19 protein-coding genes are annotated in these 21,719 nt (G+C 70.2%); 9 read left to right on the top strand and 10 right to left on the bottom strand.

What is annotated here, in order from left to right:
* Positions 1–430 precede the first annotated feature (430 nt).
* The 3 genes from WME82_RS25575 to WME82_RS25565 all read right to left on the bottom strand — a co-directional run bounded on the left by WME82_RS25575 (position 431) and on the right by WME82_RS25565 (position 1,739).
* Positions 431–1,255, bottom strand: coding sequence for an SDR family oxidoreductase (locus WME82_RS25575; protein ID WP_438037432.1), 825 nt, complete (start codon positions 1,253–1,255; stop codon positions 431–433).
* A gap of 68 nt (positions 1,256–1,323) precedes the next feature.
* Positions 1,324–1,467, bottom strand: coding sequence for a hypothetical protein (locus WME82_RS25570; RefSeq protein WP_437849446.1), 144 nt, complete (start codon positions 1,465–1,467; stop codon positions 1,324–1,326).
* Positions 1,468–1,472: 5 nt separating this feature from the next.
* Complete coding sequence (locus WME82_RS25565) at positions 1,473–1,739, bottom strand: hypothetical protein (RefSeq protein WP_438037431.1); 267 nt, start codon at positions 1,737–1,739, stop codon at positions 1,473–1,475.
* A 304-nt stretch (positions 1,740–2,043) separates the two neighbouring features.
* Here WME82_RS25565 and WME82_RS25560 point away from each other — a divergent pair, with 304 nt between their 5' ends.
* On the top strand, positions 2,044–5,925 hold the full coding sequence (locus WME82_RS25560; RefSeq protein WP_437849444.1) for a serine/threonine-protein kinase: 3,882 nt from the start codon (positions 2,044–2,046) through the stop codon (positions 5,923–5,925).
* Positions 5,926–6,147: 222 nt separating this feature from the next.
* On the opposite strand, the gene WME82_RS25555 is transcribed toward WME82_RS25560, so the two are convergent.
* Positions 6,148–7,089, bottom strand: a complete 942-nt coding sequence (locus WME82_RS25555; protein WP_437849442.1) for a hypothetical protein — start codon at positions 7,087–7,089, stop codon at positions 6,148–6,150.
* Positions 7,090–7,439: 350 nt separating this feature from the next.
* Here WME82_RS25555 and WME82_RS25550 point away from each other — a divergent pair, with 350 nt between their 5' ends.
* The 3 genes from WME82_RS25550 to WME82_RS25540 all read left to right on the top strand — a co-directional run bounded on the left by WME82_RS25550 (position 7,440) and on the right by WME82_RS25540 (position 10,179).
* The gene (locus WME82_RS25550) at positions 7,440–8,228 is read left to right on the top strand and encodes an SDR family NAD(P)-dependent oxidoreductase (RefSeq protein WP_438037430.1); all 789 of its coding nucleotides are present in this window, start codon (positions 7,440–7,442) and stop codon (positions 8,226–8,228) included.
* 107 nt (positions 8,229–8,335) lie between these two features.
* Positions 8,336–9,718 carry an MFS transporter gene (locus WME82_RS25545; RefSeq protein ID WP_438037429.1) on the top strand — a complete coding sequence of 461 codons (1,383 nt, stop codon included), beginning with the start codon at positions 8,336–8,338 and terminating at the stop codon, positions 9,716–9,718.
* A gap of 101 nt (positions 9,719–9,819) precedes the next feature.
* Entirely contained in the window at positions 9,820–10,179 is a 360-nt protein-coding gene (locus tag WME82_RS25540; protein WP_438037428.1) for a hypothetical protein, read from the top strand.
* 45 nt (positions 10,180–10,224) lie between these two features.
* Here the strand turns inward: WME82_RS25540 and WME82_RS25535 are convergent, their stop codons facing one another.
* Positions 10,225–11,019, bottom strand: a complete 795-nt coding sequence (locus WME82_RS25535; protein ID WP_438037427.1) for a hypothetical protein — start codon at positions 11,017–11,019, stop codon at positions 10,225–10,227.
* Between the two features lie 238 nt (positions 11,020–11,257).
* On the opposite strand from WME82_RS25535, the gene WME82_RS25530 reads away from it, so the two are divergent.
* A complete protein-coding gene (locus tag WME82_RS25530) occupies positions 11,258–11,776 on the top strand; it encodes a DUF2243 domain-containing protein (protein ID WP_437849433.1) in 519 nt (172 codons plus the stop codon).
* Here WME82_RS25530 and WME82_RS25525 read toward each other — a convergent pair.
* The 3 genes from WME82_RS25525 to WME82_RS25515 all read right to left on the bottom strand — a co-directional run bounded on the left by WME82_RS25525 (position 11,750) and on the right by WME82_RS25515 (position 14,253).
* On the bottom strand, positions 11,750–12,583 hold the full coding sequence (locus WME82_RS25525) for a hypothetical protein (RefSeq protein ID WP_437849432.1): 834 nt from the start codon (positions 12,581–12,583) through the stop codon (positions 11,750–11,752). The two genes, WME82_RS25530 and WME82_RS25525, sit on opposite strands and share 27 nt — an antisense overlap.
* Before the next feature lie 74 nt (positions 12,584–12,657).
* Entirely contained in the window at positions 12,658–13,143 is a 486-nt protein-coding gene (gene ybaK, locus WME82_RS25520) for a Cys-tRNA(Pro) deacylase (protein WP_438044933.1), read from the bottom strand.
* A gap of 159 nt (positions 13,144–13,302) precedes the next feature.
* A complete protein-coding gene (locus WME82_RS25515) occupies positions 13,303–14,253 on the bottom strand; it encodes a hypothetical protein (protein WP_438037426.1) in 951 nt (316 codons plus the stop codon).
* Between the two features lie 539 nt (positions 14,254–14,792).
* On the opposite strand from WME82_RS25515, the gene WME82_RS25510 reads away from it, so the two are divergent.
* The 4 genes from WME82_RS25510 to WME82_RS25495 all read left to right on the top strand — a co-directional run bounded on the left by WME82_RS25510 (position 14,793) and on the right by WME82_RS25495 (position 19,431).
* A complete protein-coding gene (locus WME82_RS25510) occupies positions 14,793–15,152 on the top strand; it encodes a hypothetical protein (protein WP_438037425.1) in 360 nt (119 codons plus the stop codon).
* Positions 15,149–16,339 carry a caspase, EACC1-associated type gene (locus WME82_RS25505; RefSeq protein ID WP_438037424.1) on the top strand — a complete coding sequence of 397 codons (1,191 nt, stop codon included), beginning with the start codon at positions 15,149–15,151 and terminating at the stop codon, positions 16,337–16,339. Before WME82_RS25510 ends, WME82_RS25505 begins: the two co-directional genes overlap by 4 nt.
* Positions 16,340–16,539: 200 nt before the next feature.
* Complete coding sequence (locus WME82_RS25500; protein ID WP_438044932.1) at positions 16,540–18,642, top strand: protein kinase domain-containing protein; 2,103 nt, start codon at positions 16,540–16,542, stop codon at positions 18,640–18,642.
* A 276-nt stretch (positions 18,643–18,918) separates the two neighbouring features.
* Positions 18,919–19,431: a hypothetical protein gene (locus WME82_RS25495; RefSeq protein ID WP_438037423.1), complete on the top strand. Its 513-nt coding sequence runs from the start codon at positions 18,919–18,921 to the stop codon at positions 19,429–19,431.
* Positions 19,432–19,478: 47 nt separating this feature from the next.
* On the opposite strand, the gene WME82_RS25490 is transcribed toward WME82_RS25495, so the two are convergent.
* The gene (locus tag WME82_RS25490) at positions 19,479–19,712 is read right to left on the bottom strand and encodes a hypothetical protein (protein ID WP_438037422.1); all 234 of its coding nucleotides are present in this window, start codon (positions 19,710–19,712) and stop codon (positions 19,479–19,481) included.
* Between the two features lie 109 nt (positions 19,713–19,821).
* Positions 19,822–21,702, bottom strand: a complete 1,881-nt coding sequence (locus tag WME82_RS25485; RefSeq protein ID WP_438037421.1) for a DUF885 domain-containing protein — start codon at positions 21,700–21,702, stop codon at positions 19,822–19,824.
* Positions 21,703–21,719 lie beyond the last annotated feature (17 nt).

The following is a 21,719-nucleotide window of genomic DNA, read 5'->3' as shown; positions in this document are numbered from 1 at the left end:
TTCGTCCTCGTGTCGCTGCTTATTCACGGGTGATGCCAGGTGTAAGTTCAATGGTAGTGTCTGGAATTGTCGAGAAATTCAGCTGTGTTGTCGAATTGTGTGGCCCAGGTGACAAGCGTGCCTCACCAGGCTGTGACAGCGAGACAATCGGCTACGCGATGCCGGCGGCCTACCGCGTGAGCGCATCAGGTGTTGTTGAGCTCGATGCTTGACGAGCTCATCCTTCAGCGCTCGACAGGCTGAAAGCAGGCCGTGTGTTGATGGAGCTGCCAATCGCCTGCGCGAGCCGACCACGCGCGTGCGGTCTCAAGACGCGGCTTGCTCTCAGGCAGCCGGCCAGGGCGAGGATGCGCCGGGCGATCAGGCGAGATCTCTCGCGGCGCGGGAGGACCTCAGGCGACGAGTCCCGCCCTCTATCGCTCTCCCGCGCTCACCCCACCGCCGGCCCGGCCTTCCGCTGCGCGCTGTCGCAGACCCAGCGGACCACCCCAGGAATGACCCCCTGCGCGATCGCGCTCACCCGCGAGCCGACGTCGGGGTAGATCTCGAACCGCCCGCGCGCCATGCCGTCGGCCATGCTGCGCGCCACGGCGTCCGGCTCGAGCGTCTTCACGTTGCCCGCGATGGCCTTCGTCTCCGCCGGCTTGTACTGGTTCTCGAACGCCAGCTGCGGTGTGTCGGTGTCGGGCGGCATGCACACGCTCACCCGCACGCCGTGAGGCCACATCTCCGCGCGTAGCGCCTGCGAGAAGCCGATCAGCGCGAACTTGCTCGCCGCGTACGGCGTGTACCCGTAGATGCCGATCACGCCCGCCAGCGACGAGACGTTGAGCACATGGCCGCTGCCGCGCGCCGCCATCGCCGGCAGCACCGCCTTGCACAGGTGCACGGCGCCAAAGAAGTTCACGTCCATCATGCCCCTGAACTGATCCATCGGCAGCTCGAGGAAGCGCCCCGGCATCACCACGCCCGCGTTGTTCACGAGGTGATCGATCGGCCGGTCGGCGAGCCGCGTCTCCATCGCCCGCGCCACGTCGTCCGCCCGGCTGATGTCGAGCTCCAGGACGTCGACCCGCGCGGACGGGTGCTCGCGCCGGATGCCCACGGCGGCCTCGTCGAGGAGGGCGCGGCGGCGCGCCACCAGCGTGACCGCGGCGCCGTACCCCGCGACGAGCCTCGCGAACGACAGCCCGATGCCGCTCGAACCGCCGGTGATGAGAACGCTCTTGCCCTGGAAATAAGTTCGGGTGTCCATCGCCGGCCGAACCTACCCCAGGACCGCCCGAGGCGCGAGGCGCTCGTGCAGGCCCGCGGCGGCGCGCCTCAGCGGTCGCGCCGCCGCTTCTTCAGCGCGTCCTTCAGCAGGCTGCCCGCGGCGGAGCCGAGCGTCTCGACCGCGATCATCGCGGCCGCCGCCGACACCGCCTTGACCGCCTTCCGGAGGGCACGGCGGGTCTTCTTCTTCATCGGCTTCATGACGGCTGCGCCAGCTCGACGTCGGGGTGAGCTCTCCCCGATACGCCATTGGCCAGCTTCAAACCGCCAAGCGCGCTCGCCCACGCCCTCACCTTCCGGCTCACGGCGGTCTTCGCGCTGTTCAGATAGTTTCTCGCCTCACCGCTGTACAGGCCGGCCGTGAACACCGCTGCGAGGCTCGTCGCCGCGGCCACCGGCCGAAGGACCTTCCGGCCGAGCTTGGTGAGCTTCCTTTTCTGCTTCTTGGAGAGCTTCGTCTTCATGATCCCACCAGCTCAGCAGGGGTCGTGCCATGGCGATCGAGGGCGAAGCGCGGTGACGAGCGCAATGCGCGCCCATGACACGCGCCCCGCAGACAGGACGTTTTGCCTCGGTGTGGAGAAAATGTCCCTCCCCACGCTGGCGCTGATGAGCGATGTTTGGCAGCTCACACTTCGATCGGGCTCGCAGCCGCCGGCGGACCGCCGCGTCCGGCCGCTGCGGGCGGAGTCGCTGGCGATCGGGGCCGAGTTCGTTTACTCCGTTGTAAGCAGGCTCATGCGAGGTCTCAGGTAAGGCGGGGACGAGATGCGCGTGGGAGACGTCATCGACCGTCGCTTCCTGATCGAGCGCCTCGCCAGCTCGGGCGGGATGGGGGACGTCTACCGCGCCTGCGATCTGGTCACGAACGAGCCGGTGGCGCTGAAGGTCTTGCAGCGGCGAGGGCTCCAGGAGGCGATCCGGTTCGCGCGCGAGGTCGAGGCGCTCGAGGCGCTCACCGCGCTGCGGCACCCGGGCATCGTGCGCTACATCGCGCACGGCGCGACCGACGCGGGGCAGCCCTACCTCGCGATGGAGTGGCTCGCCGGCGAGACGCTGACCGAGCGGCTCACCCGCAGCTCGCTCACGATCGCCGAGAGCATCGCGCTCGCGTCGCGCATCGCGTCGACGCTCGGCGTCGTGCACCGCGCCGGCATCGTGCACCGCGACCTCAAGCCGAGCAACCTGCTCCTCGTGGGCGGCGCGATCGAGGGGGTCACGCTCATCGACTTCGGCGTGGTGCGCCTCGGCGCCATGGACCGGCACCTCACCATGCCCGGCACGATGCTCGGCACCCCGGGCTACATGGCGCCGGAGCAGGCCCGCAGCGAGCCGAACATCGACCCCCGCGCCGACGTCTTCTCGCTCGGCTGCGTGCTCTTCAAGTGCCTCACCGGGCGCTCGGCGTTCCAGGGCGCCGACGGGCTCTCGGTGCTCATCAAGGTCATCCTCGAGGAGCCGCCGCGGCTCCGGGAGCTGCGCGGGGACATCCCCGAGGCGCTCGACGACCTCGTCGCGCGCATGCTCGCGAAGCCGCCGAAGGACCGGCCCCGCGACGGCGACGCGGTCGCCGCGGAGCTGCTCGCGCTCGACGACGCGGGCGTCGGCGCCGCGAGCAGCCGCCCGTCGAACACCCTGCGCGGGGGCGAGATCACCACGAACGAGCGCAAGATGATGTGCCTCGTGCTCGCGCGCGACGCGAGCGGCGACGCCGAGGCGACGCGCTCGCAGGAGGAGGACCTGGAGCGCAGCAAGGCGCTCATCGCCGTCGCCGAGCGCTACCAGGGCGAGCTCGAGATCCTGGAGTCCCGCTCGCCGCTCATCGTGCTCACCGCCGGCGGCGCCCCGACCGACCTCGCGGCGCAGTCCGCCCGCTGCGCGCTCGCGCTGAACGCGCTGCTCGGCAGCGTGCCGGTCGCGCTCGTCACGGGCCGCGCGGAGATGTCCGCGCGGCTGCCGGTCGGCGAGCTCATCGACCGCGCGGTCCACCTGCTGCCGCCCGCGCACGCGCCCGCCGGCGCGCACGCCGTCTGCATGGACGAGGTGACCGCAGGGCTGCTCGGCGCCCGGTTCGACGTGACCCGCGACGCGGGCGCCCTCCGCCTGCACGGCGAGCGCGAGGAGCTCGCCTCCACGCCGCCCCTGCTCGGCAAGCCGACGCCGTGCGTCGGGCGCGACCGCGAGCTCGCGCTGCTGGAGGCGGCGTTCTCTCACTGCGTCGAGGAGTCGACGCCGAGCGCCGTGCTCGTGACCGCGCCCGCGGGCGCAGGGAAATCCCGCCTGCGCTCCGAGCTGATCCGGCGGCTCCGCGACCGCGGCGAGGACCTGGAGGTGTGGATCGGGCGCGGCGACCCGATGAGCGCCGGCTCGGCCTTCGCGCTGCTCGCCCCGGCGCTGCGGCGCGCGATCGGCCTCTTCGAGGGCGAGCCCATCGAGGCGCGGCAGCGCAAGCTCCGCGCGCGCGTCGCGCGGTACGGCCACGCCGAATCGGCGCGCACCGCGGCGTTCCTCGGGGAGCTCGTCGGCGTGCCGTTCCCCGACGGCGACAGCGTGCAGCTGATGGCGGCGCGGCGCAGCCCCGTGCTGATGAGCGACCAGATCCGCGTCGCTTGGGAGGAGCTCCTCAGGGCCGAGTGCTCGGCGAGGCCCGTGCTGCTCGTGCTCGAGGACCTGCACTGGGGCGATCTGCCGAGCGTGCTGCTCGTCGACTCGGCGCTCCGCAACCTCGGCGATCAGCGGCTGATGGTGCTCGCGCTCGGCCGGCCAGAGGTGCGGGAGCTCTTCCCGAAGCTCTGGGCGGGGCGCGGCGTCCACGAGGTGCAGCTGTCGGGGCTGCCGCGGCGCGCGAGCGAGCGGCTGGTGCGCCAGGTGCTCGGCGAGGACGTCGCGCCGGAGCTCCTCGCGATGATCGTCGACCGCGCCGACGGCAACGCGTTCTACCTGGAGGAGCAGCTCCGCGCGGTGGCGGACGGCAAGGGCGCCGACCTGCCCGAGACGGTGGTGGCGATGGTGCAGGCGCGCATCGAGGCGCTCGACATCGAGGCGCGGCGGGCGCTGCGGGCGGCGAGCGTGTTCGGGCAGACGTTCTGGCAGGGCGGGGTGTCGGCGCTCGTGGGCGGGGCGCAGGTCGCGCCGAAGCTGGTCGAGCTGGAGCAGCGCGAGGTGATCTCCCGGCGCGGCGAGGGCAGCCTCCCCGGCGAGGTGGAGTACAGCTTCCAGCACGCGATCGTGCGGGAGGCGGCCTACGGGATGCTGACGGACGGCGACCGGCGGCTCGGGCACCGGCTCGCCGGCGAGTGGCTGTCGCGCGCGGGCGCGGGCGCGGTGGACGCGATGGCGCTCGGCGAGCACTTCGAGCGCGGCGGCGAGCTGTCGCGGGCCGCGGCCGCGTACTGCCGCGCGGCGGAGCAGGCGCTGCGGGCGCAGGACCTCGCCGCGGCGATCGAGCGCGCCGAGCGCGGCGTCGCGTGCGGCCCGAACGCGCAGGCGCTCGGCGCGCTGCGCCTCGTGGAGGCCGAGGCGCACGTCTGGCGCGGGGAGCTCGCGCTCGCGGAGCAGCGCGGGACCGAGGCGGTGGACCGGCTGCCCGCCGGCTCCGCGGCGTGGTTCTCGGCGATCAAGCACGTCGCCATGGCCGCGGGCAAGCTGGGCGGCTTCGAGCGGGTGGAGCGCTGGATGAGCGCGGCGCAGGCCGCCGAGGCGGAGGCGGAGGGCGCGCTCGTGGCGAAGCACATGTGCCTCGGCGAGGGGGCGCTGCTGCTCGTGTTCGGGGGGCGCTACGCGTTCGCGGACGCGCTGATCGAGGCGATCGAGGGCGACGGGACGGATCTCGCGGAGCGGGAGGTCGAGGTGGTGGCGCGGCTGCACGCGGCGCGGTCGGCCCGGGCGCTCGTGAGCGGCGATCCCAGCGCGTGCCTCGCGGGGCTGTCCGCGGCGCTCGCGGCGTTCGAGCGCGCGGGCGACCGCGGCAACGCGTGCGCGTTCCGCATGAACGTCGGGTACATGCACGCGGAGCTCGGCGATTTCGCGGGCGCGGAGGAGGTGCTGCGCAGCGCGCTCTCGGGCGCGGAGCGGATGGGGTTGCACGATCTCGCGGTGGCGACGCTCAGCAACCTGGGGCACGTCCTCGGCTACCGGGGGCGGATCGAGGAGGCGGAGCGGACCGAGCGCGAGGCGATCGCGCTGTCGCAGCGGCTCGGGGATCCGCGCACGGAGGGGAGCGCGCGGACGTACCTCGCGCGGATCGCGCTGCTCGCGCGGGACTTCGAGGGGGCGGAGCAGGAGGCGAGGGCGGCGGCGGAGATCCTGCAGAGCGCGCCGCCGCTGCGCGCGGCGGCGGTGGCGGCGAGGGCGAGGGCGCTGCTCGGGCTGGGGAGGTTCGACGAGGCGCTGTCCGCGGCGGGGGAGGCGTTCTCGATGTTGCAGGCGATCGGGGCGATCGAGGAGGGGGAGTCCGCGGTGAGGAACGTCTACGCGGAGGCGCTGGCGGCGAACGGGATGGAGGCGGACTGCGCGGCGGCGATCGCGGCGGCGAGGGAGAGATTGATGGAGAGGGCGGGGAAGATCAGCGATCCGGTATGGAGGGAGCGGTTCCTCACGATACCGGAGAACCAGCGGACGCTGGAGATGGCCGAGCGGTGGGCGGGATAGGAGGGAGCGGAAGCCCACTCCCCTTCCACCATCGGTCACCAACCTGAACGTGAACGTGGACGTTTACGTGGACGTTTACGTGGTCGTGGTCGTGGTCGTTCACGGCCTATCGTTGACGACCACGACCACGACCACGACCACGTAAACGACCACGACCACGTAAACGTTCGAATGTAGGAGAACGCGGCGTGAAGGTTGGTTAGCGCCTACGGGACGAGGGGATCAGCCCTCGCCGGGCTCGGCCGGCAGGCCGGCGTTCTTGCGGAGGGTGGCGATCAGGCGGTCCATCGCCTCGCGGTAGCTCTTCTGGACCGCGGCGATGCGCTCCTCCATCGTCTCGTCGATCTGCTTCGCCTGGGTCGCGGACGAGTCGAGCATCGCCTTGCTGCGCCCGAGCTCCTCGATGCGCGCCTCCGACGCCTTCTTCTCCTCGTCGGTGCGGCGGCCAGAGGACTGGAATGCTCGCTCCGCCTCGACCGCCTCGTCGATCGACTTCTTGATGGTCTCGATCTCCTCGAGCATCCGGCGGAGCCGGAGCTTGTGCTCGACCATGTCGATGTGGACGACGTAGCTCACGAAGCTCACGGCGTCGGCCTGCTTCTCGAGCGTCGCGGCGTTCTCCTTGCCGAGCGAGGCGCGGTAGCGCTCGATGCGGCGGTGCGCCTCGCTGCGCTCGCGGACGTACTTCTCGAGCTGGCGCTCGACGCCCTCCTCGAGCGCGTGCGCCGTGGCGCCCGTGACGTCGACGTCGCACCCCTTCTGCTTGACGACGTACTGCGCGGCGCCGCTCACCTTGCGGGTGAGGTCCTCCTTGTTGTCGTTGAAGAACGCCGCCGCGCCGTCGACGGCGCGCACGCGCTCCACGTAGTCGTAGCTCCGGCCCGCCGCGTCCGCCTGCTCGATGACGTCGAGGACCTGCTTCCAGTCCGGCTTCTTGAGCTGATCGGGATAGCCCGCGAACTGCGCTGTGGCGCGCTTCGCGAGGTCGTCGCGCTCGCCGAACGACGTGGCCGTCGCCTGCAGCTCGGCCGGGTAGCGCTCCGCGTAGCCGCTCTGCGAGGCCGAGGACGCGATCTCGGGCTCCGGCTTGGGGGCGCTGCAGCCGAGCGCGAAGAGCTGGCCGGCCAGGAAGAGCGCGCCGGCGATAAGGTACGGTCGGTTCATGGGCGCTGGCCTATAGCCCATCTCCGCCCTGGCCGCGCGCTCCGCGCCGACGCCACCTCGGTCAAGGGTGACGTGACCCACATCCGCGCAGCCCTGCGCAACCAGGGCGACGCACGCGCGACATCACGGCACAAGGAGCCACGCTGCGCGTCGCGAGCGCGTCGCGTTACGACGCGTAAAACGCCGGAATCGCTTCCCTTTCGTACCCGCCCTTGGCATCGTCATGGGCCCGCTCTGCGCGCTCAGCTCGCGCTCCAGACGGTCGAAGACGGTTGTTCCTTAACTCTGCATTTCACAAGCGCCGGCGCCTGTCACGGAGGCGCCGGCCACCTTCGCGAGGGATGTGAGGCATGGGAGCTCTGAAAGACAAGGTCGTCATCGTCACGGGCGCGAGCTCGGGCATCGGCAGGTCGACGGCCGTCGCGCTGGCCGCCGAGGGCGCCAGGGTCGTCGCGAGCGCGCGGCGCGAGGCGCAAGGGCGCGAGCTCGTCGCGGCCGTCAAGGATCGCGGCGGGGTGATCACCTGGGTCACCGCCGACATGCGGGTCGAGCGCGACGTCGAGGCGCTCGTGAAGGCCGCGGTGTCCACCTACGGGCGCCTCGACTGCAGCTTCAACAACGCCGGATCCGGCTTCTTGATGCCGCTCGCCGACATGTCCAACGCCGACTACGACCTGGTCATGGACACGAACCTCCGCGGCGTCTTCTGGTGCATGAAGTACCAGATCAAAGCCATGCTCGCGAGCGGCGGGGGCTCGATCGTCAACTGCGCGTCGGTGGCCGCGTCGCGCTTCTTCCCCGGGCTCGCGGTCTACGCTGCCTCCAAGGCCGGCCTCGTCGCGCTCACGCGCACCGCTGCGGTCGAGTACGCGCAGAAGGGGATCCGCATCAACGCGGTGAGCCCCGGCGTCGTCGAGTCGGAGATGTCGACGGCCGGCTGGCGCCTCGACGATCCCCAGGGACGCGCCTTCGCCGCGTCGCTCCACGCCATGAACCGCGTCGGCGGGCCCGAGGAGGTGGCCGCGCTCGTCGCCTTCCTCTTCAGCGACAAGGCCTCGTTCATCACCGGCCAGGACGTCGCCGTCGACGGGGGCCTCCTCTCGGCGGCGTGGCCCGCCAACTACGCGGGCGGGGGCTGATCCGCGCGCCGCGGCGGAGCCCGGCCGGAGGCCACGCGCCTCACCCCGCCGCGCTCGGATCCTCCGAATCCCGGGTTCCCGAGCCTCCTGCGCCCCATACTTCGGCCATGGGTCAGCCTGAAGCGGAGCCGCCCCCCGCGGCGGGTCGTGGCGAGCGCCCGGCGGCCGCCGCCCCGTCGCTGTTGCGCGCGCTCCGCCACCGGAACTACCAGCTCTTCTTCGCCGGCCAGCTCGTCTCGCTGGTCGGCACCTGGATGCAGTCGGTCGCCCAGTCGTGGCTCGTCTACCGGCTGACGGGCTCGTCGCTGCTGCTCGGCACCGTCGGGTTCGCGACGCAGATCCCCGTCTTCCTGCTCGCCCCGATCGGCGGCACGGTGGCCGACCGGCGGAGCCGCCACCGCATCCTGCTCGCCACGCAGTCCGCCGCGATGGCGCTCGCCTTCGGGCTCGGCGCGCTCACCCTGAGCGGGCACGTCCAGGTCCGGCACATCCTCGGGTTCAGCGTGCTCCTCGGCGTCGTGAACGCCTTCGACATCCCGACGCGGCAGGCGTTCGTCGTCGAGATGGTGGGCAGGGAGGACCTCGCCAACGCCATCGCGCTCAACTCCTCGATGTTCAACGGCGCGCGGATCCTCGGCCCGGCGGTGGCGGGCATCCTCGTCGGCGCGATCGGCGAGGGGTGGTGCTTCGTCGCGAACGGGGTGAGCTTCCTTGCCGTGCTCGGGAGCCTCCTGGCGATGCGCGTCGCGCCCCGCCCGGCCGCCGCCGGGCGCGGCTCCGCGTTCGCCCATACGGTCGAGGGCTTCCGGTTCGTCGCGCGCACCAGGGCCATCCGCGCGCTCCTCCTCCTGCTCGGGGTCGTGAGCGTCACCGCGATGCCGTACGCGGTGCTGATGCCGATCTTCGCCGATCGGATCCTGCGCGGGGGGGCGCAGGGGCTCGGCATCCTGATGGGCGCGTCGGGCGTCGGGGCGCTGCTCGGCGCGCTCGTCCTCGCCAGCCGGAGGCGGCTCCGGGGCCTCGGCCGCTGGGTCGCCGCGGCCTGCGCGGGGTTCGGGGTGGCGCTCGGGCTGTTCGCGCTGTCGCGGTCGTTCTGGCTCTCGGCGCTCCTGCTCGTGCCCGTCGGCTTCTCGATGATGGTGCAGATGGCGGGGTCGAACACGCTCGTGCAGGCGATGGTGCCGGACGCGCTCCGCGGGCGCGTCATGGCGGTCTACGCGATGATGTTCATGGGGATGGCCCCGCTCGGCGCGCTGCTCGCCGGCTGGCTCGCGGGCAAGATCGGCGCGCCCGCGACCGTGGCCTCGGGCGGCGCGTGCTGCGTTGCCGCGGCGGCGGTGTTCGCCGCGAGGCTCCCCGGGCTGCGGCAGCAGGCGCGGGAGCTGATCATCGCCCAGCAGATGGCCGCCGGGACGCCCTCGGAGCAGCTCACCCAGCCGGTCGCGGTGGGGGCCGCCTCGGAGGAGCAGGGCGCGGCGCGGCCGGCGTGAGCGGGCGGGGCCGGCGCGGTCCGGCACCTCGCATGCACGCCGCGGGTCGAGGCGGGCGTGTGTGCGGTCGACGCACCGCGCGCCGGGCGAGGGAGGGGATCATGGGGCAAAAGGCCAAGCAGCGGTCCGAGGCGCAGGCGCAGGAGAACAGGCGGTTCGACGAGGTCGATCAATCGAAGGGGATCTTCCGGCTCGACGGGCCGCACCCCAAGGACGCCGAGCTCCGCGCGCCGGGCTCGCTCGGCGGCGGGCCGTACGAGGAGTCGGGCCGCGGCGGCCCCGCGGGCTCGCTCGAGCTGCGGGAGACCGGCGCCGAGGCCACGGCCGCGGGCGCGACGGCCCCGTCCGAGGAGGAGCCGCCGCCGGAGAGCGGCGCGACCGAACAGGCGCAGCCGAGAGGCGCGTTGCCCCAGCACGAGGAGCCGGGCGCGAAGGACCGCAAGGCCGCCGGGCAGAGATAGCGGGGCGCGGCGCCACGGCGGCGCTCGCGCCGGCGCCTCGCGCGCTCACCGCGGGGCGACGGCGCTCGCGACGCCGATGGCGACGTATTGGCCGACGATGCCGGCCACGCCCACCGTGTCTCGGAGGCTCTTCATGAGCCGGTCGGGCAAGACCAGGTCGTCGACCAGAAAGCAGCCGAGCGCCGACAGCGCGCCCGTGAGGGCGCCGCCGCGCCGCCCCGCCGCGTCGAGCGCCTTCTCGTAGCCGATGCCCCACACGAGCAGGCCCCCGGCGAGCGCCGCCATCCCTGCGGGCGTGGCGACCGGGTCGAACCGGCGCTTCGCGCGGCGACCCCCGAGGCCGACCGCCGCCGCCATGGCGTTCATGGCGGCCCAGGGCGATCCGCGCTTGAGGGTGGACGCTGCCATCATCGTGCACATCGTCGCTGCCGTCAGCACGGCGCCGGTCCGCAGCCCGCGCGTGACGATCTCGCTCATCCGGATCGCCTGCTGAGGGCGCTGCGCCGCTGCGCGAGGCGTCGGCCCGGGAGACCCGGGCGTCGCCGCGGGCGGCAGCGCCGTCGCCTCGGGCGGCAGCGCCGTCGCCTCGGGCGGCGAGGCGATCGGCGCGGCGGCCACCGAGGCGGCTTCGGGCGGCGGGGACGCCGCCTGGAGAGGTGAAGTCATCCCCTCGGAAGGCGGGACCAGCGCCTCGGGCTGATCCGGCTCCGCGCCCTCCCGGCGGCCGACATGGAGGTAATCCTCGCGGCCGTCATGGTACGTGTAAGGGACCGGCCTGGGACCCTGGTGCTCCGGCTCCGCCGTTCCTGCGGCGCGTTCCGGGTTCATTCGATTGTCCATCTGACACCTTTCAGCGATTTCTGCGGATACGTGGGTTCCTCTCCCCGACATGTGCCAACTCCGTGCCAGGCCCGAGCTGGCCAGTCCATGGAGTCGGGGCGCCGTTGGTTCATGGCCGGCGAAAGCGCCGCGGTCCGACGGCGGCGAACCGGTCGCTCCGCCGGCCCGACCGATCCGTCCTCCGCCGCCCGACGGCTGTGGTTTGCCGCTCGCATGGGGGCGCGCTCAGGAGGATTTCATGAGCACAGCCCGCCCGCTGGAGATCATCGCCGCCACGAGGACATCACGCGCCGTGAAGACGGCGGGGGTGATCTTCGGCATGGGCGCAGGTGGCCTGATCGACGGCATCCTGTTTCATCAGCTCCTGCAGTGGCATCATCTGATCTGCTTCAGCTGCCATCCAGGCGCGACCATCGACGATGTGAGGCGGAACATCTTCGCCGACGGTCTGTTCGGCGTTGTCGCATTGAGCCTCACCGTGGCAGGTGTCATCAAGCTCTGGAGCGCCCTGCGCGCGGGCGGAGCTGAGCTCCCCGGACGGATGTTCCCGGGCGCCGCCGCCATGGGCTGGGGGCTGTTCAACCTGGTCGAGGGGGTGATCGATCATCACCTCCTGCAGATCCACCATGTCCGTCCAGGTCCGGGGCAGCTCGGCTGGGACCTGGCCTTCCTCGCGTCCGGTGTCCTGCTGATGCTGGTCGGCCGGCGCCTGATGCGCGAGGCGCCCGCGTCAGCGGCCGCGCCGGCTCGGACCTGACTCGCCCCCGCGCCAGGCCAGCTGGACCAGGCGGTGCAGCAGCGACAGCGAGGGCGCCTGAGGGCCTGCCTCGAGGGACGGAAACGCGCTCGTCAGCTGGGCCGCGGCGAACGGCGTCCTCCTGGCGATGAGCAGCTCGCAGCGGCCGTTGAACACCGCGGGGTCCCGGGGCGAGGCAGGGGGGTCCAGCGAGAGCGCCTCCGGGAGCTCTGCGACGGCCCGCCTCAGGTCGTCGAGCTCCTCGATCGCGAGGCGCCGCTCGTGCGGCGCTTCTGCGCCGTCGCCGCCCGCGCGCAGCAGCGCGTGCCCGCTGGCCTGCGAGCGGAACGGGCCGTCCGAGGAGGGGGACAGCGAGAGCTCGACCTTGACCCAGCGGCGCCCTCCGCCGGCCGGCGCGACGCCCTCGAGGACGAGCAGCCAGTCGGGGGCCGCCGGCCGGCGCGCCAGCGCGCGCCTGGCCCAGCGGCGCTGCGCTGCTGGCCCGACCCACGGCGAGAGCCCCGCGTGCCACGCGCGGAACGCGAGCTCATCGCGGTACGCCGCGCCCGGGAGCCACCCGCTGGCCACGCCGATCGACTCCCAGACGGCGAGCCCGGCCGCGAGCGCCGGACCCACGCTGATGCACTGGACCAGCCCCGGAATGCAGGCGCCGGCCGCCGCGAGCACGGCGCCTCCGGCCGCCGCCGAGGCGGCCAGCTGGACCGCGCCGAGCCCGAGCTCCCACGGCTTGCAGCCCCGGCACCGCTGCCGCAGCTCGGCGGTGCTCAGCTCGCTCGGATCGCGCAGGTCGCATGCCGCTCTGGTCATATCCCTCGTCGCCGCCCGGCGCCGGACCGGAGGCGAGCTCTGCCAGCATACCGCGGATCCGGCGGCCCGCGCGTTCAATCCGCGTCGCCGCCAGGAGCCGCGATGGCGCCGACCTTCGCCCTGGTCGCGCGCAGATAATCGCCGGGAGCGACGAGGATCTGCGTGCCGCGCACGCCGGCCGAGATGGAGATGACCTCGAAGAGCTCGATCGTCTCGTCCGCGTAGACGGGATAGGCCTTCTTCGCGCCCAGCGCCGTGACCCCGCCGCGCACGTAACCGGTGAGCGGCTGGACCTCCTTCAGCGACACCGTGTCGACCTTCCGGTCGCCGGTGAGCCTGGCCATCGCCTTGAGATCGAGCTGGGCGTTGCCCGGCACCACCGCGAAGCAGACGCCGTGGCGATCGCCGCGCGCCACCAGCGTCTTCCACACCTGCTCCGGGGGCAGGCCGATCTTCCTGGCCACGGTGCCCGCGGTCAGGTCGCTCGGGTCGACCTCGTAGGTGCGCAGCTCGTAGGGGATGCCGAGGCTGTCGAGGATGCGCGCGGCGTTGGTCTTCATGGCGATGGGCCGGGCCATGCTATACCCGAACCGGCTCCAGTTCGGGTTCTGCTCGGTCCTCGCGCGGCTCGACGTGGAGTCCGACCACGCCGCGGTCGAGGGCGCCTTCCTGCGGGAGGCGGGGCTGCTCGGGTAGGCGATCGGGCGCGCGGCGCCGGCTCAGCGCGGGCGCCGGTCGTGGAAGAGGAGCATCTCGATGGTGCCGGCCTCGCGGAGCCAGGGCTGGTCGTGCGGCCCCGGCAGGACGCGGAGGGTGTGGGGGATCGAGCGCTTCGCGAGCTGCGCGGCGAGGGCGGCGTTCGCGTCGCGGAACGGGTCTCCCTCGCTGGTGAGCAGGTGGAGGTCGCGCGGGCCCGCCGCGGCGACGGCCCTGGCGAGCCGGTCGGCGTAGGCGGGGGCGCGGTGGGCGCTGATGGCGGACTGCACGCCGCCGAGGGCGCCGAAGAGCTCGGGCCGGCGGAGGAACACCTCGATCCCGATGAAGCCGCCGAGGGAGCAGCCGTCGAGCGAGGTGCGGGCCGCGTCGTCGAACGCGGGCGCCTCGGCGCGGGCGCGCGGCAGGACCACCTCCGCGAGCCAGCGCGCGTAGCCGTCGAGCGCCGCGGCGGGGTTCGGGGCCTTGTGGACGTTGGGCGTGAAGGGGCACGCGATCGCGAGGCCGCGGAACGGCCGCGCCGCGAGCGCGGCGTTGACCTCGGCGAGCCGCGCGTCGGTCCAGTCCTTCCGGCGCGAGGTGCGGCCGAGCGGCGGGCGGCGCAGCCGCTCGTAGGCCGACCCGAGGCCGTACCGCTCCAGCCACGCGAAGGCGCCGAGGCGCTCGTCGCCGGTCTCGCCGAGGCCGTGGAGGAGCACGAGCAGCGGCACGCGCTCGCCCGGGGCGAGGTGCTTCGGGACGAGCAGCGTGAACCGCCTGCCGAGGGCACGCTCGCCGGGGACCTGGAGGTCGCGGACGTCGAAGGCGGGCGGGGAAGCGGGGGGCGGCGGCGAGGGCGGCGCGGCGCCGGCGGGCGGTGGCGAGGGCGGCGCGGCACCGGCGGGGTCGGCGAGGGCGGCGCTCGGGGCGAGGGCTGCGGCGCACAGGGCCAGGAAGGGGCGCCGGTGGAGGAGCATGCGCGGAGTGTCGCAGCTCGAAGGCGGCGAGCCAACCCGCACTAGTTCTGCCGTGGTCCTGACCGGCAATAGCGCTTGAACCGCGATGTCGTCTTCCTCTTCGTCCGGCTTCGCCCTCTGGGGCGCCACGCCCGAGCCGCGCGTCTGCCCGCGCCTGCGTGCATGGGACTCTGACCTGGCGTGAGCCTCGCGCGGCCTGGGCCGAACGATATGGCATGCCAGCGGCTCGCTCGCAGTGACGGCTCCGCTGGAGGTCGCGCCCGGGGACGCCGGTGAGGCGGGGGCGCCCTCGTAGAGTCGCTTCGCGCGAGCCGAATTAACGAGACCAGCTCGGGCCCGCGTACTGGATGGCACCGATGCCGTCGGACCGGCGCCACCGGGTAGAGCGGAAGCTGGCGTCGGTTATGGTGTAAGTATATGAAATTATTATAACTATTCCGCGACTGAAGCGCTGGTCCGACGGGAATTGCCCCTGGTACCTCCTGGCGAGTGCTGGTATGCTCCTCCGCTGGTTGCAGCGGCGAGGAGGTGCATTGAAAATGGATGTGCTAATCGAATTTCACGACGCCGACATCGAGAAGGACCAGCTAGATACGATGCTTGGAAGCTTGATGCGCGATCTCGGCGCCACAGGCGCGATTCCCTCGCGCGTCTCTGAAGGACAACTTCCAAAAAATGCGAAGGGAGACGCCTTCACCCTCGGCGCGCTCGCCATCGCTGCTCTCCCTACGGTGCTTCCCCAGGCGATTGTGCTCATTAACGAGTGGGTCGTCCGTGCACCGCGACGCCGTATTCGTATCAAGGGAAAGAACGGCGTAGAGATCGAGTTCACGTCGGAAAAGCCGCTTAGCGAGAAGGAAGTGCTCGACCTTGCTCGGCGCATCAGCGCGATCAAATGACGTCCCAGGGTGCAGAGCAGACGACGCGCGGGCGAGAGCGACTCGCGCTCATCGTCGCGAACGGGACGTATGCGGACCACAGGCTGCATTCGCTTCAGGCGCCCGCTCTCGATGCGTCGAGGCTTGCTGATGTATTGCAGAGTGCAGACGTCGGTGATTTTCGCGTTCAACTCTGTGTGGACGGTAGCCAGATCGAAGTCCGGAAGGCAATCGGCAAGCTTTTTCACCGCCGTCATCCGGAGGATCTGCTCGTTCTCTACTACTCCGGTCATGGCCTGAAGGATGATTGGGGTCAGCTCTACCTCGCTACGCGTGACACGGAGAAGGAGTTCTTTGCGGCTACATCTGTCGACGCGGCATGGATCAGCCGTCAGATCGATCGATGTCCAGCGAAGCGCATCATCCTGATCCTGGACTGCTGCTACAGCGGCGCGTACGAGAACTCCGCTAAAGGAGAGCAGGACAGTATCGACATCGCGGGGACCTTCAAGGGTGACGGCTCAGGACGCGTGGTGCTCTCGGCTACGACCTCGGTTCAACTGGCTTGGCAGGATGAACGGTTGGTTGGGGATCTCCCTCAATCGATATTTACGCGCCATCTTGTCGAAGGTCTGTCGACCGGCGCAGCTGATTTGGGGAGAGATGGATATATTGATGTTCATGAGCTCTGCGAGTACGTGCAGGCAAGTGTCCAGGCTGAGGGAGGTCGTCAGACCCCGCAGATGTGGACGCAGAAGTATGAGGGGCGGCTCCGGATCGCGAAAGCGCGACAAAGGCCGACGACTCCTGCATCAGATGTATCGATTTTATATGAGCTTCTTGTCTGCAGCGGTCCCCTGACAGGTCGGCGGTTTAGGCTCCATCCCGGAGAGACCAAGATAGGTCGAGAAGCGGACTGCCTCATTCGTCTCGATGATCCGAAGGTGTCTCGAAAGCACGCGACGATCGTCGTCGGGGATGAAGGCGTGCGAGTGTTCGATCAGGGAAGCACACATGGGACGAAGATCGAGGAACAGCGCGTCCAAAGCGCCTGGCTCTTGCTAGACGGCAGGCTCGTCGTCGGGGAAACTGCGCTTCGATTGGTCCGCGCGGGGGCAACGAGTGCAAACCAAACCGATCTGGGTACGCAACAGGCAACGGAACTGATGCCATTGCAGAAGCCGAAGCCCACTATCGTTAATTCATGAGCGTTGGAGCGTGAAATGAGCGGTATCGATCGAGGTGCGCCATTGCTTTCGGAGAGAGCAGGGTGATCGATCGGGTTGGATGAATGAATTGAAAGTGGTGGCGGTGTACGTGAGTTTGTGACGTGATGTGATGAAGTTGCTTGCTCGATGAGGGGGGCCGCTTGAACCAAGGTGTTGGAAAAGCTTCGGAGCGATCATTCGTGGTTCCTGGAGGCTGGATTGTTGAGGTAGAGCTCGGGCGAGGTGGGATGGGAGAGGTCTACCGAGTACGTCACCCGAAAACCCAAGCCAGGGCGGCGCTCAAAGTGCTACTCGGAGACTATTCGAAGCGGCCCGATGTCGTTGCCCGGTTCCGTCAGGAGGCGATTGCTGTCAATATTATCAACAGTCCGGGCATCGTGCGCGTCTTCGACTCTGGAGAACTCGGAGATGGTCGTCCTTACATCCTGATGGAGTATCTTCATGGCAAGGTGCTCCGGGAGTGGATTGAAGATATCCCTCGCGAGGCGCGGGTGCGTGAGGTCGTCCGGATCTGTTATCAGGTGGCCTCGGTTATGTCCGAGGCCCACGATCGCAAGGTCGTTCACCGCGATCTGAAGCCCGAGAATATCATGATTGTCGATGACAGCCTCGCTCCTGGGGGCAGCCGCGCGAAGATTCTGGACTTCGGTATCGCCAAGGTGATCTGGACGAATGTAGCGGATGTGATTGAAGTGGATGAATCCATGAAGCCGCCAAGTGCCCGCCAGCCGTCAATCGAGGCGGAGCGCTTCGGGCTGTCGTTCGACGCCGCAGCCACAACACTGCGAGGCACGGCGGAAGGCAGCGGCGAACCGCTCCGGACGCTTCCATCGGTAGCCGATGGGTCACCTAGGAGCCTGCAGGATCCGACCGTCTCGCCTGTCGCATCGACGAATGGACCGCCGCCGACCCTGCAAGGCTCGCCCGAGTCGCTCCCCTCCACTCACTCAGGAACCTCCCAGACCGCGATCGCGGCATCATTCCTCCCCGATGAATCGATAATAGGTTCTCGTCGGGTGGACAGGCCCCCGATAGCGCCAACGATGCCATATACGAAGGATGGCATTAGGGGAATGGGAACGAAAAATTACATGCCTCCCGAGCAGGAGGAGCATTCTGCCAGCGTCGACCATCGCGCTGACGTCTACTCGCTCGGAGTAATTCTGTACGAACTACTTGAAGGATCCAAACCAGACAAGCAGAGCCAGCCGTGGCCTCCCCCAATGCGCGTGGAAGTCTCGGCCGAACTGAGCAATCTGGTGGGTGAAATGCTCGCGAAGGATTCACAGCAGCGACCGGCCATGGTACGGGTAGCTGCTACGCTGCGGCGGATCGGGCGAGCCAAGCCTGAGTTCGAGACTGCGCTGCTGAGCTGGATTAATGGCAACAAGAAGTCCGAATTCTTGCCGCGCGGAAAGATGCTACACGAGTTCGCAGCATGGGCCAGCGATGTTGACGATCTCACGTCTGAAGAACGCAACTTCCTGGAGAGTGCTACGGCCGCCGAATCGGCGCACGAGCGCATGGTGCGGATGTCCTTGGTTGCCGGAGTGTTAGTGCTTGCGGCACTCTTCTTCGCAACGACTTATTTGTGGATTGACGCCAAAGAGGCGCGCGGAAAAGCGCAGGATGCGCAAGAAGAGGCACAGCGAGCACAGGAAACGGCGCGTCGGCATGCATTGAGCGAGGAGGCCGCGAAGCGAGCTGCGATCGATCACGCAGAAGCTGAGAAGCGGGCGCGCGAGCAGATGGCGAGAGCGCTGTCGGATATGGAGAATGCATTTGAGCAGGTCGAGCGGGTGAGCGCAGATGCGAATACGGCTCGCGCTGCTCGAAACGCAATGGCAAAGGCGAAACAAACCGCTGAGCAGGCGGCAGATGAAGCTAAGAAGGCTGCCGGCGCTGCAGAGGTCGCGAAGAATTTGGCCGTCGAGGAGAGCAATAAGACCAAGGGTGAGCTCGAGCTGAAAATATCTCAATTGCAGGATTCGGAGAAGGGTCTGCAGGCGAAGCTTGCACGTGCTATGTATGATTTGAAGCAGGCTAGGGATGATCTTCAGGTCACCAAAGACGCTCTTGCTGTGAACGGGGTTGAGCTCGAGGCTGCTAAGAGAGCTGTCGCTGATGGCGAGAAGAAGATCGCTGTGCAAGTCGGGCAGATCGATCGACTCGGGCAGCAACTCCGTGAGGCCGGAGAGAGGATAAGTAATCTTGAGAGACTGCTAGCGGAATGTCAGCCCCCGTCCAATCCGCCGCCTTCGCCGTTGAATCAGCAACCGTGACGGATCTTCAGCGCAACCCGAACACCTCAGCGAGTGCCGTGACGATCAGCGGAGAAGCGGTGCCGCCGGTCCCGCGCCGATCGAGGCGGAGCGGTGGGCTCTCGTCGGCTCATCGAGTACCTGAACGCGCTGTGACAAGGGCTCGGCTAGCCGCTGCGCGTCCTCCGTGGGCCGAGCTGGGCGGCTACCCGGAGGTGTCAGGGCTGACAGGAAATGACCGACAGGTGTTCGACGGGGTGGACGCGACGCGCGCCGCGCGGGTACAACGGGGCGCCCATGGCCACGACGCACGACGCGACCGACGAGGTGGGGCAGGCGCGCCCCGTTCGCCCCGAGGACCAAGACCCGAAGCTGTGGAGGGGCCAGGGGTGGACGGCGCGGGTCATCAAGAACGAGGACGACGATGGGTGGGCCGTCGAGATGACGTGCGACGGCCAGAGCGAGCCCTCGCTGGTGGGGCCGTGGACGATGGGGCGTGACAAGAAGAACCCGAAGCCGCTCGACGCGAGCGCCTTCGCCACCCTGGTGAAGACGGCGAACGAGATCCTTTCGCGGCACGACCAGCAACGCCGGGCGCAGCTGCACCGGAGCGTGACGACGGTGGTCGGGGGCGGCGCCCGGATGCGGGTGGACCTCGACATCGTGCCCGATGAGGACGATCCTCACGCCATCCTCACGGGGCGAGACGCGGCAGGGGAGACCGTGAGGCGGTCGAGGGTGCCCCCGGACTTCAAGCTCACCGCCGAGAGCGCGCGGGCGTGGCTCGAAGAGGGCGTTCCCGAGCCGTGACGGGCGTGCGGCCGGCGAGGGTCCCCGCCGCCGCCATGCCGCGGCGCTCAGCCCGGGTGGATAGGCGTCCAGGCCGGCGGGTCGCTCGCGGGGAACGACTCGTCCGACGCCTCGTCCACAGGCTCCCACGCCTCGCGCTGCGAGACCGCCCCGCCGCGATCGAGCGGTGTCTGCGGGCTCCGCTCCTTGCGCGTCTTCGCCCTCGTCGCCTCGGGTACGGCCGCGGCGCCTTCAGGCGATTCCGGCTGTCGCTCCGCTGCCTTCTTCTCGTTCGTTCCCATGCGTCACCCTCCGGCGCTCCCGTGCCCGACACGACAGGTGGAGCCGGCGAGGCGTGCCGCAAGGGGACCCCGCACCGGATCGAGACCGCTCTCGCTCGCTCCTCCCCGCTCAGCGCGCCGGCTGATCCCCGACGAATCGCTCGAACACGGCCTTGCGCAGCAGCTCCGGCGGCAGGATCCCCTGGGCGAGCACGAAATCGTGAAATCGCTGCGCATCGAAGCGAGGGCCCATCATGGACTCGACCTCTGCCCGGAGCTCCATCAGCCGGGTGAACCCGTAGAAATAGGACGTCGCCTGACCCGGCGCGCGGAACGTGTAGCGCTCCACCTCGGACCGAGCGAACGGCGCCGACAGCACCACTTCCTGCTCCAGGAAGGCGCGCGCGGCCGCAGGCGTGATCTTGCCGGCCTGGAGCTCCGGATCCAGGAAGGCGCGCGCGGCCCGCAGCAGGCGGTATTGCAGCGAGACGAGCTGACCCTCGGGCGGCATGAACGGGAACACGAGGGCCTCGGAGTACAGCCCCCACCCCTCGGTGTTGGCGCTGTTCATCGCGAAGACCGCCCGGGCGATCGAGACGCCGCGCTCGACGAGCGATGCGAACTGGAGCTCGTGTCCGGGGCGCGCCTCGTGGGCGGTGAGCGTCCACGACGCCGCTGCATGGGTGAAGTCGTCAACCTTCTGCAGCCCGTCCGCGGCGCCGGGGGGACCCGGGAGGCTGAGCGGCAACACGAACTCCCCCACTTCCCCCTGGTTGCCGAGCAGCCGCGGCGGCCGCATGTGCGGCGCTGGCGTCTCGGCGCTCTCGGCGGCGGTGCCGAGCCGGATGCGCGCAGGCCGCTCGGGCAGCGTGACGAGGCGCTCTTTCCTGATGATGTCCTCTATCTGGGCCAGCCGCGCCTTGTAATGCGGCAAGATGGCCTCGCCCACCAGCTGCTCTTTCTTCAGGGCGCGGAGCACGTCGCGGTAATCCGCGCCTGGCAGCTCGCGCGCCCTGGCGACCGAGCTCGAGAGCTCCTGCATCTGCGCCGTCAGATCCTCGAAGGCGGCGTGGGCCAGGGGCGCGAGCTCGGCGGGCGGCAGATCGACGCCGTACGACTCGAGCGCGAACGCATAGAGCGGCCGCGGCAACGCGAAGTCGGTCCGCGCCCGGGGGAGCACGTCGCTGCGCAGCGCCGCGTCGTACGCCTCGAGCTGGCGATTCAGCGCCGCGAGCGGCTCGTCATGGCCGCTGATGCCGTATTTCCTGAACAGCTCACCGATGCCCTCCCGCACGCGGGCGTTCGTGGCGAGGTGCCGCTCGATCTCCATCCTGGGCGGGGCGAGCAATCCGGGCTTCTCGAGGTCCTGGAGGAGCCTGGCCATGGCCTGCTCGGCGATGGGCACGTAGCCCGCCTCCATGCCGGCATAGCGCCGGAGGCGCGTGCGGGCCGCAGCCCGCCGCGCCGGTGTTACCCGGTCGTCCAGGAGGTTCGAGATGCCGTCGAACACGAGCCCCGTGACGTGCACGTAAGTGACGCTGTACTTCTCCGCGAGCTCCGAGCGGCGAACGGCCCGGTCCGCGGCGTCCAGCAAGATCTGCAGATCTTCGGCGACCGCCGGGTCCTTCTGGGTTTCTCGCCGTTTCTGGAGCTCCACGATGGCCGCGCGGAAGGCCGCGCGTTTCTGCGCCTCGACCCCGGGCGACAGATCCGCGATCTCCCGGTCCGCGCGCTCGATTCCCAGAGCTCCGGCGCGCTCCGGCGAGAACCGGACGAGCACGTCGAGGAGGACCTTTGCGTGCTCGTTGCTGCGCTCGACCCAGGCCGGGAGTCGCTGGGCCGCGGCAGGTGCCGAGCGCGCGGCGGGCGCGGTGCTCGCGGCCGCCGAGGGCGCCGGCGAGGGCAGGGGAGCCGGCGCGGCGGCAGGAGGCGGGGCGCCTCGGGCGCACGCAGCGGCGAACAGGGGGACGAGGACGAAGGTGCGAAGTGCGCGCAGGGCCATGCCGCACATCTTGCGACGGCGCCGCC

Origin of the sequence: Sorangium sp. So ce128, from assembly GCF_051525245.1 — a bacterium.
In the GTDB taxonomy this organism is placed as follows: domain Bacteria; phylum Myxococcota_A; class Polyangia; order Polyangiales; family Polyangiaceae; genus Sorangium; species Sorangium cellulosum_B.
This window is presented reverse-complemented; position numbering and strand designations above follow the sequence as displayed.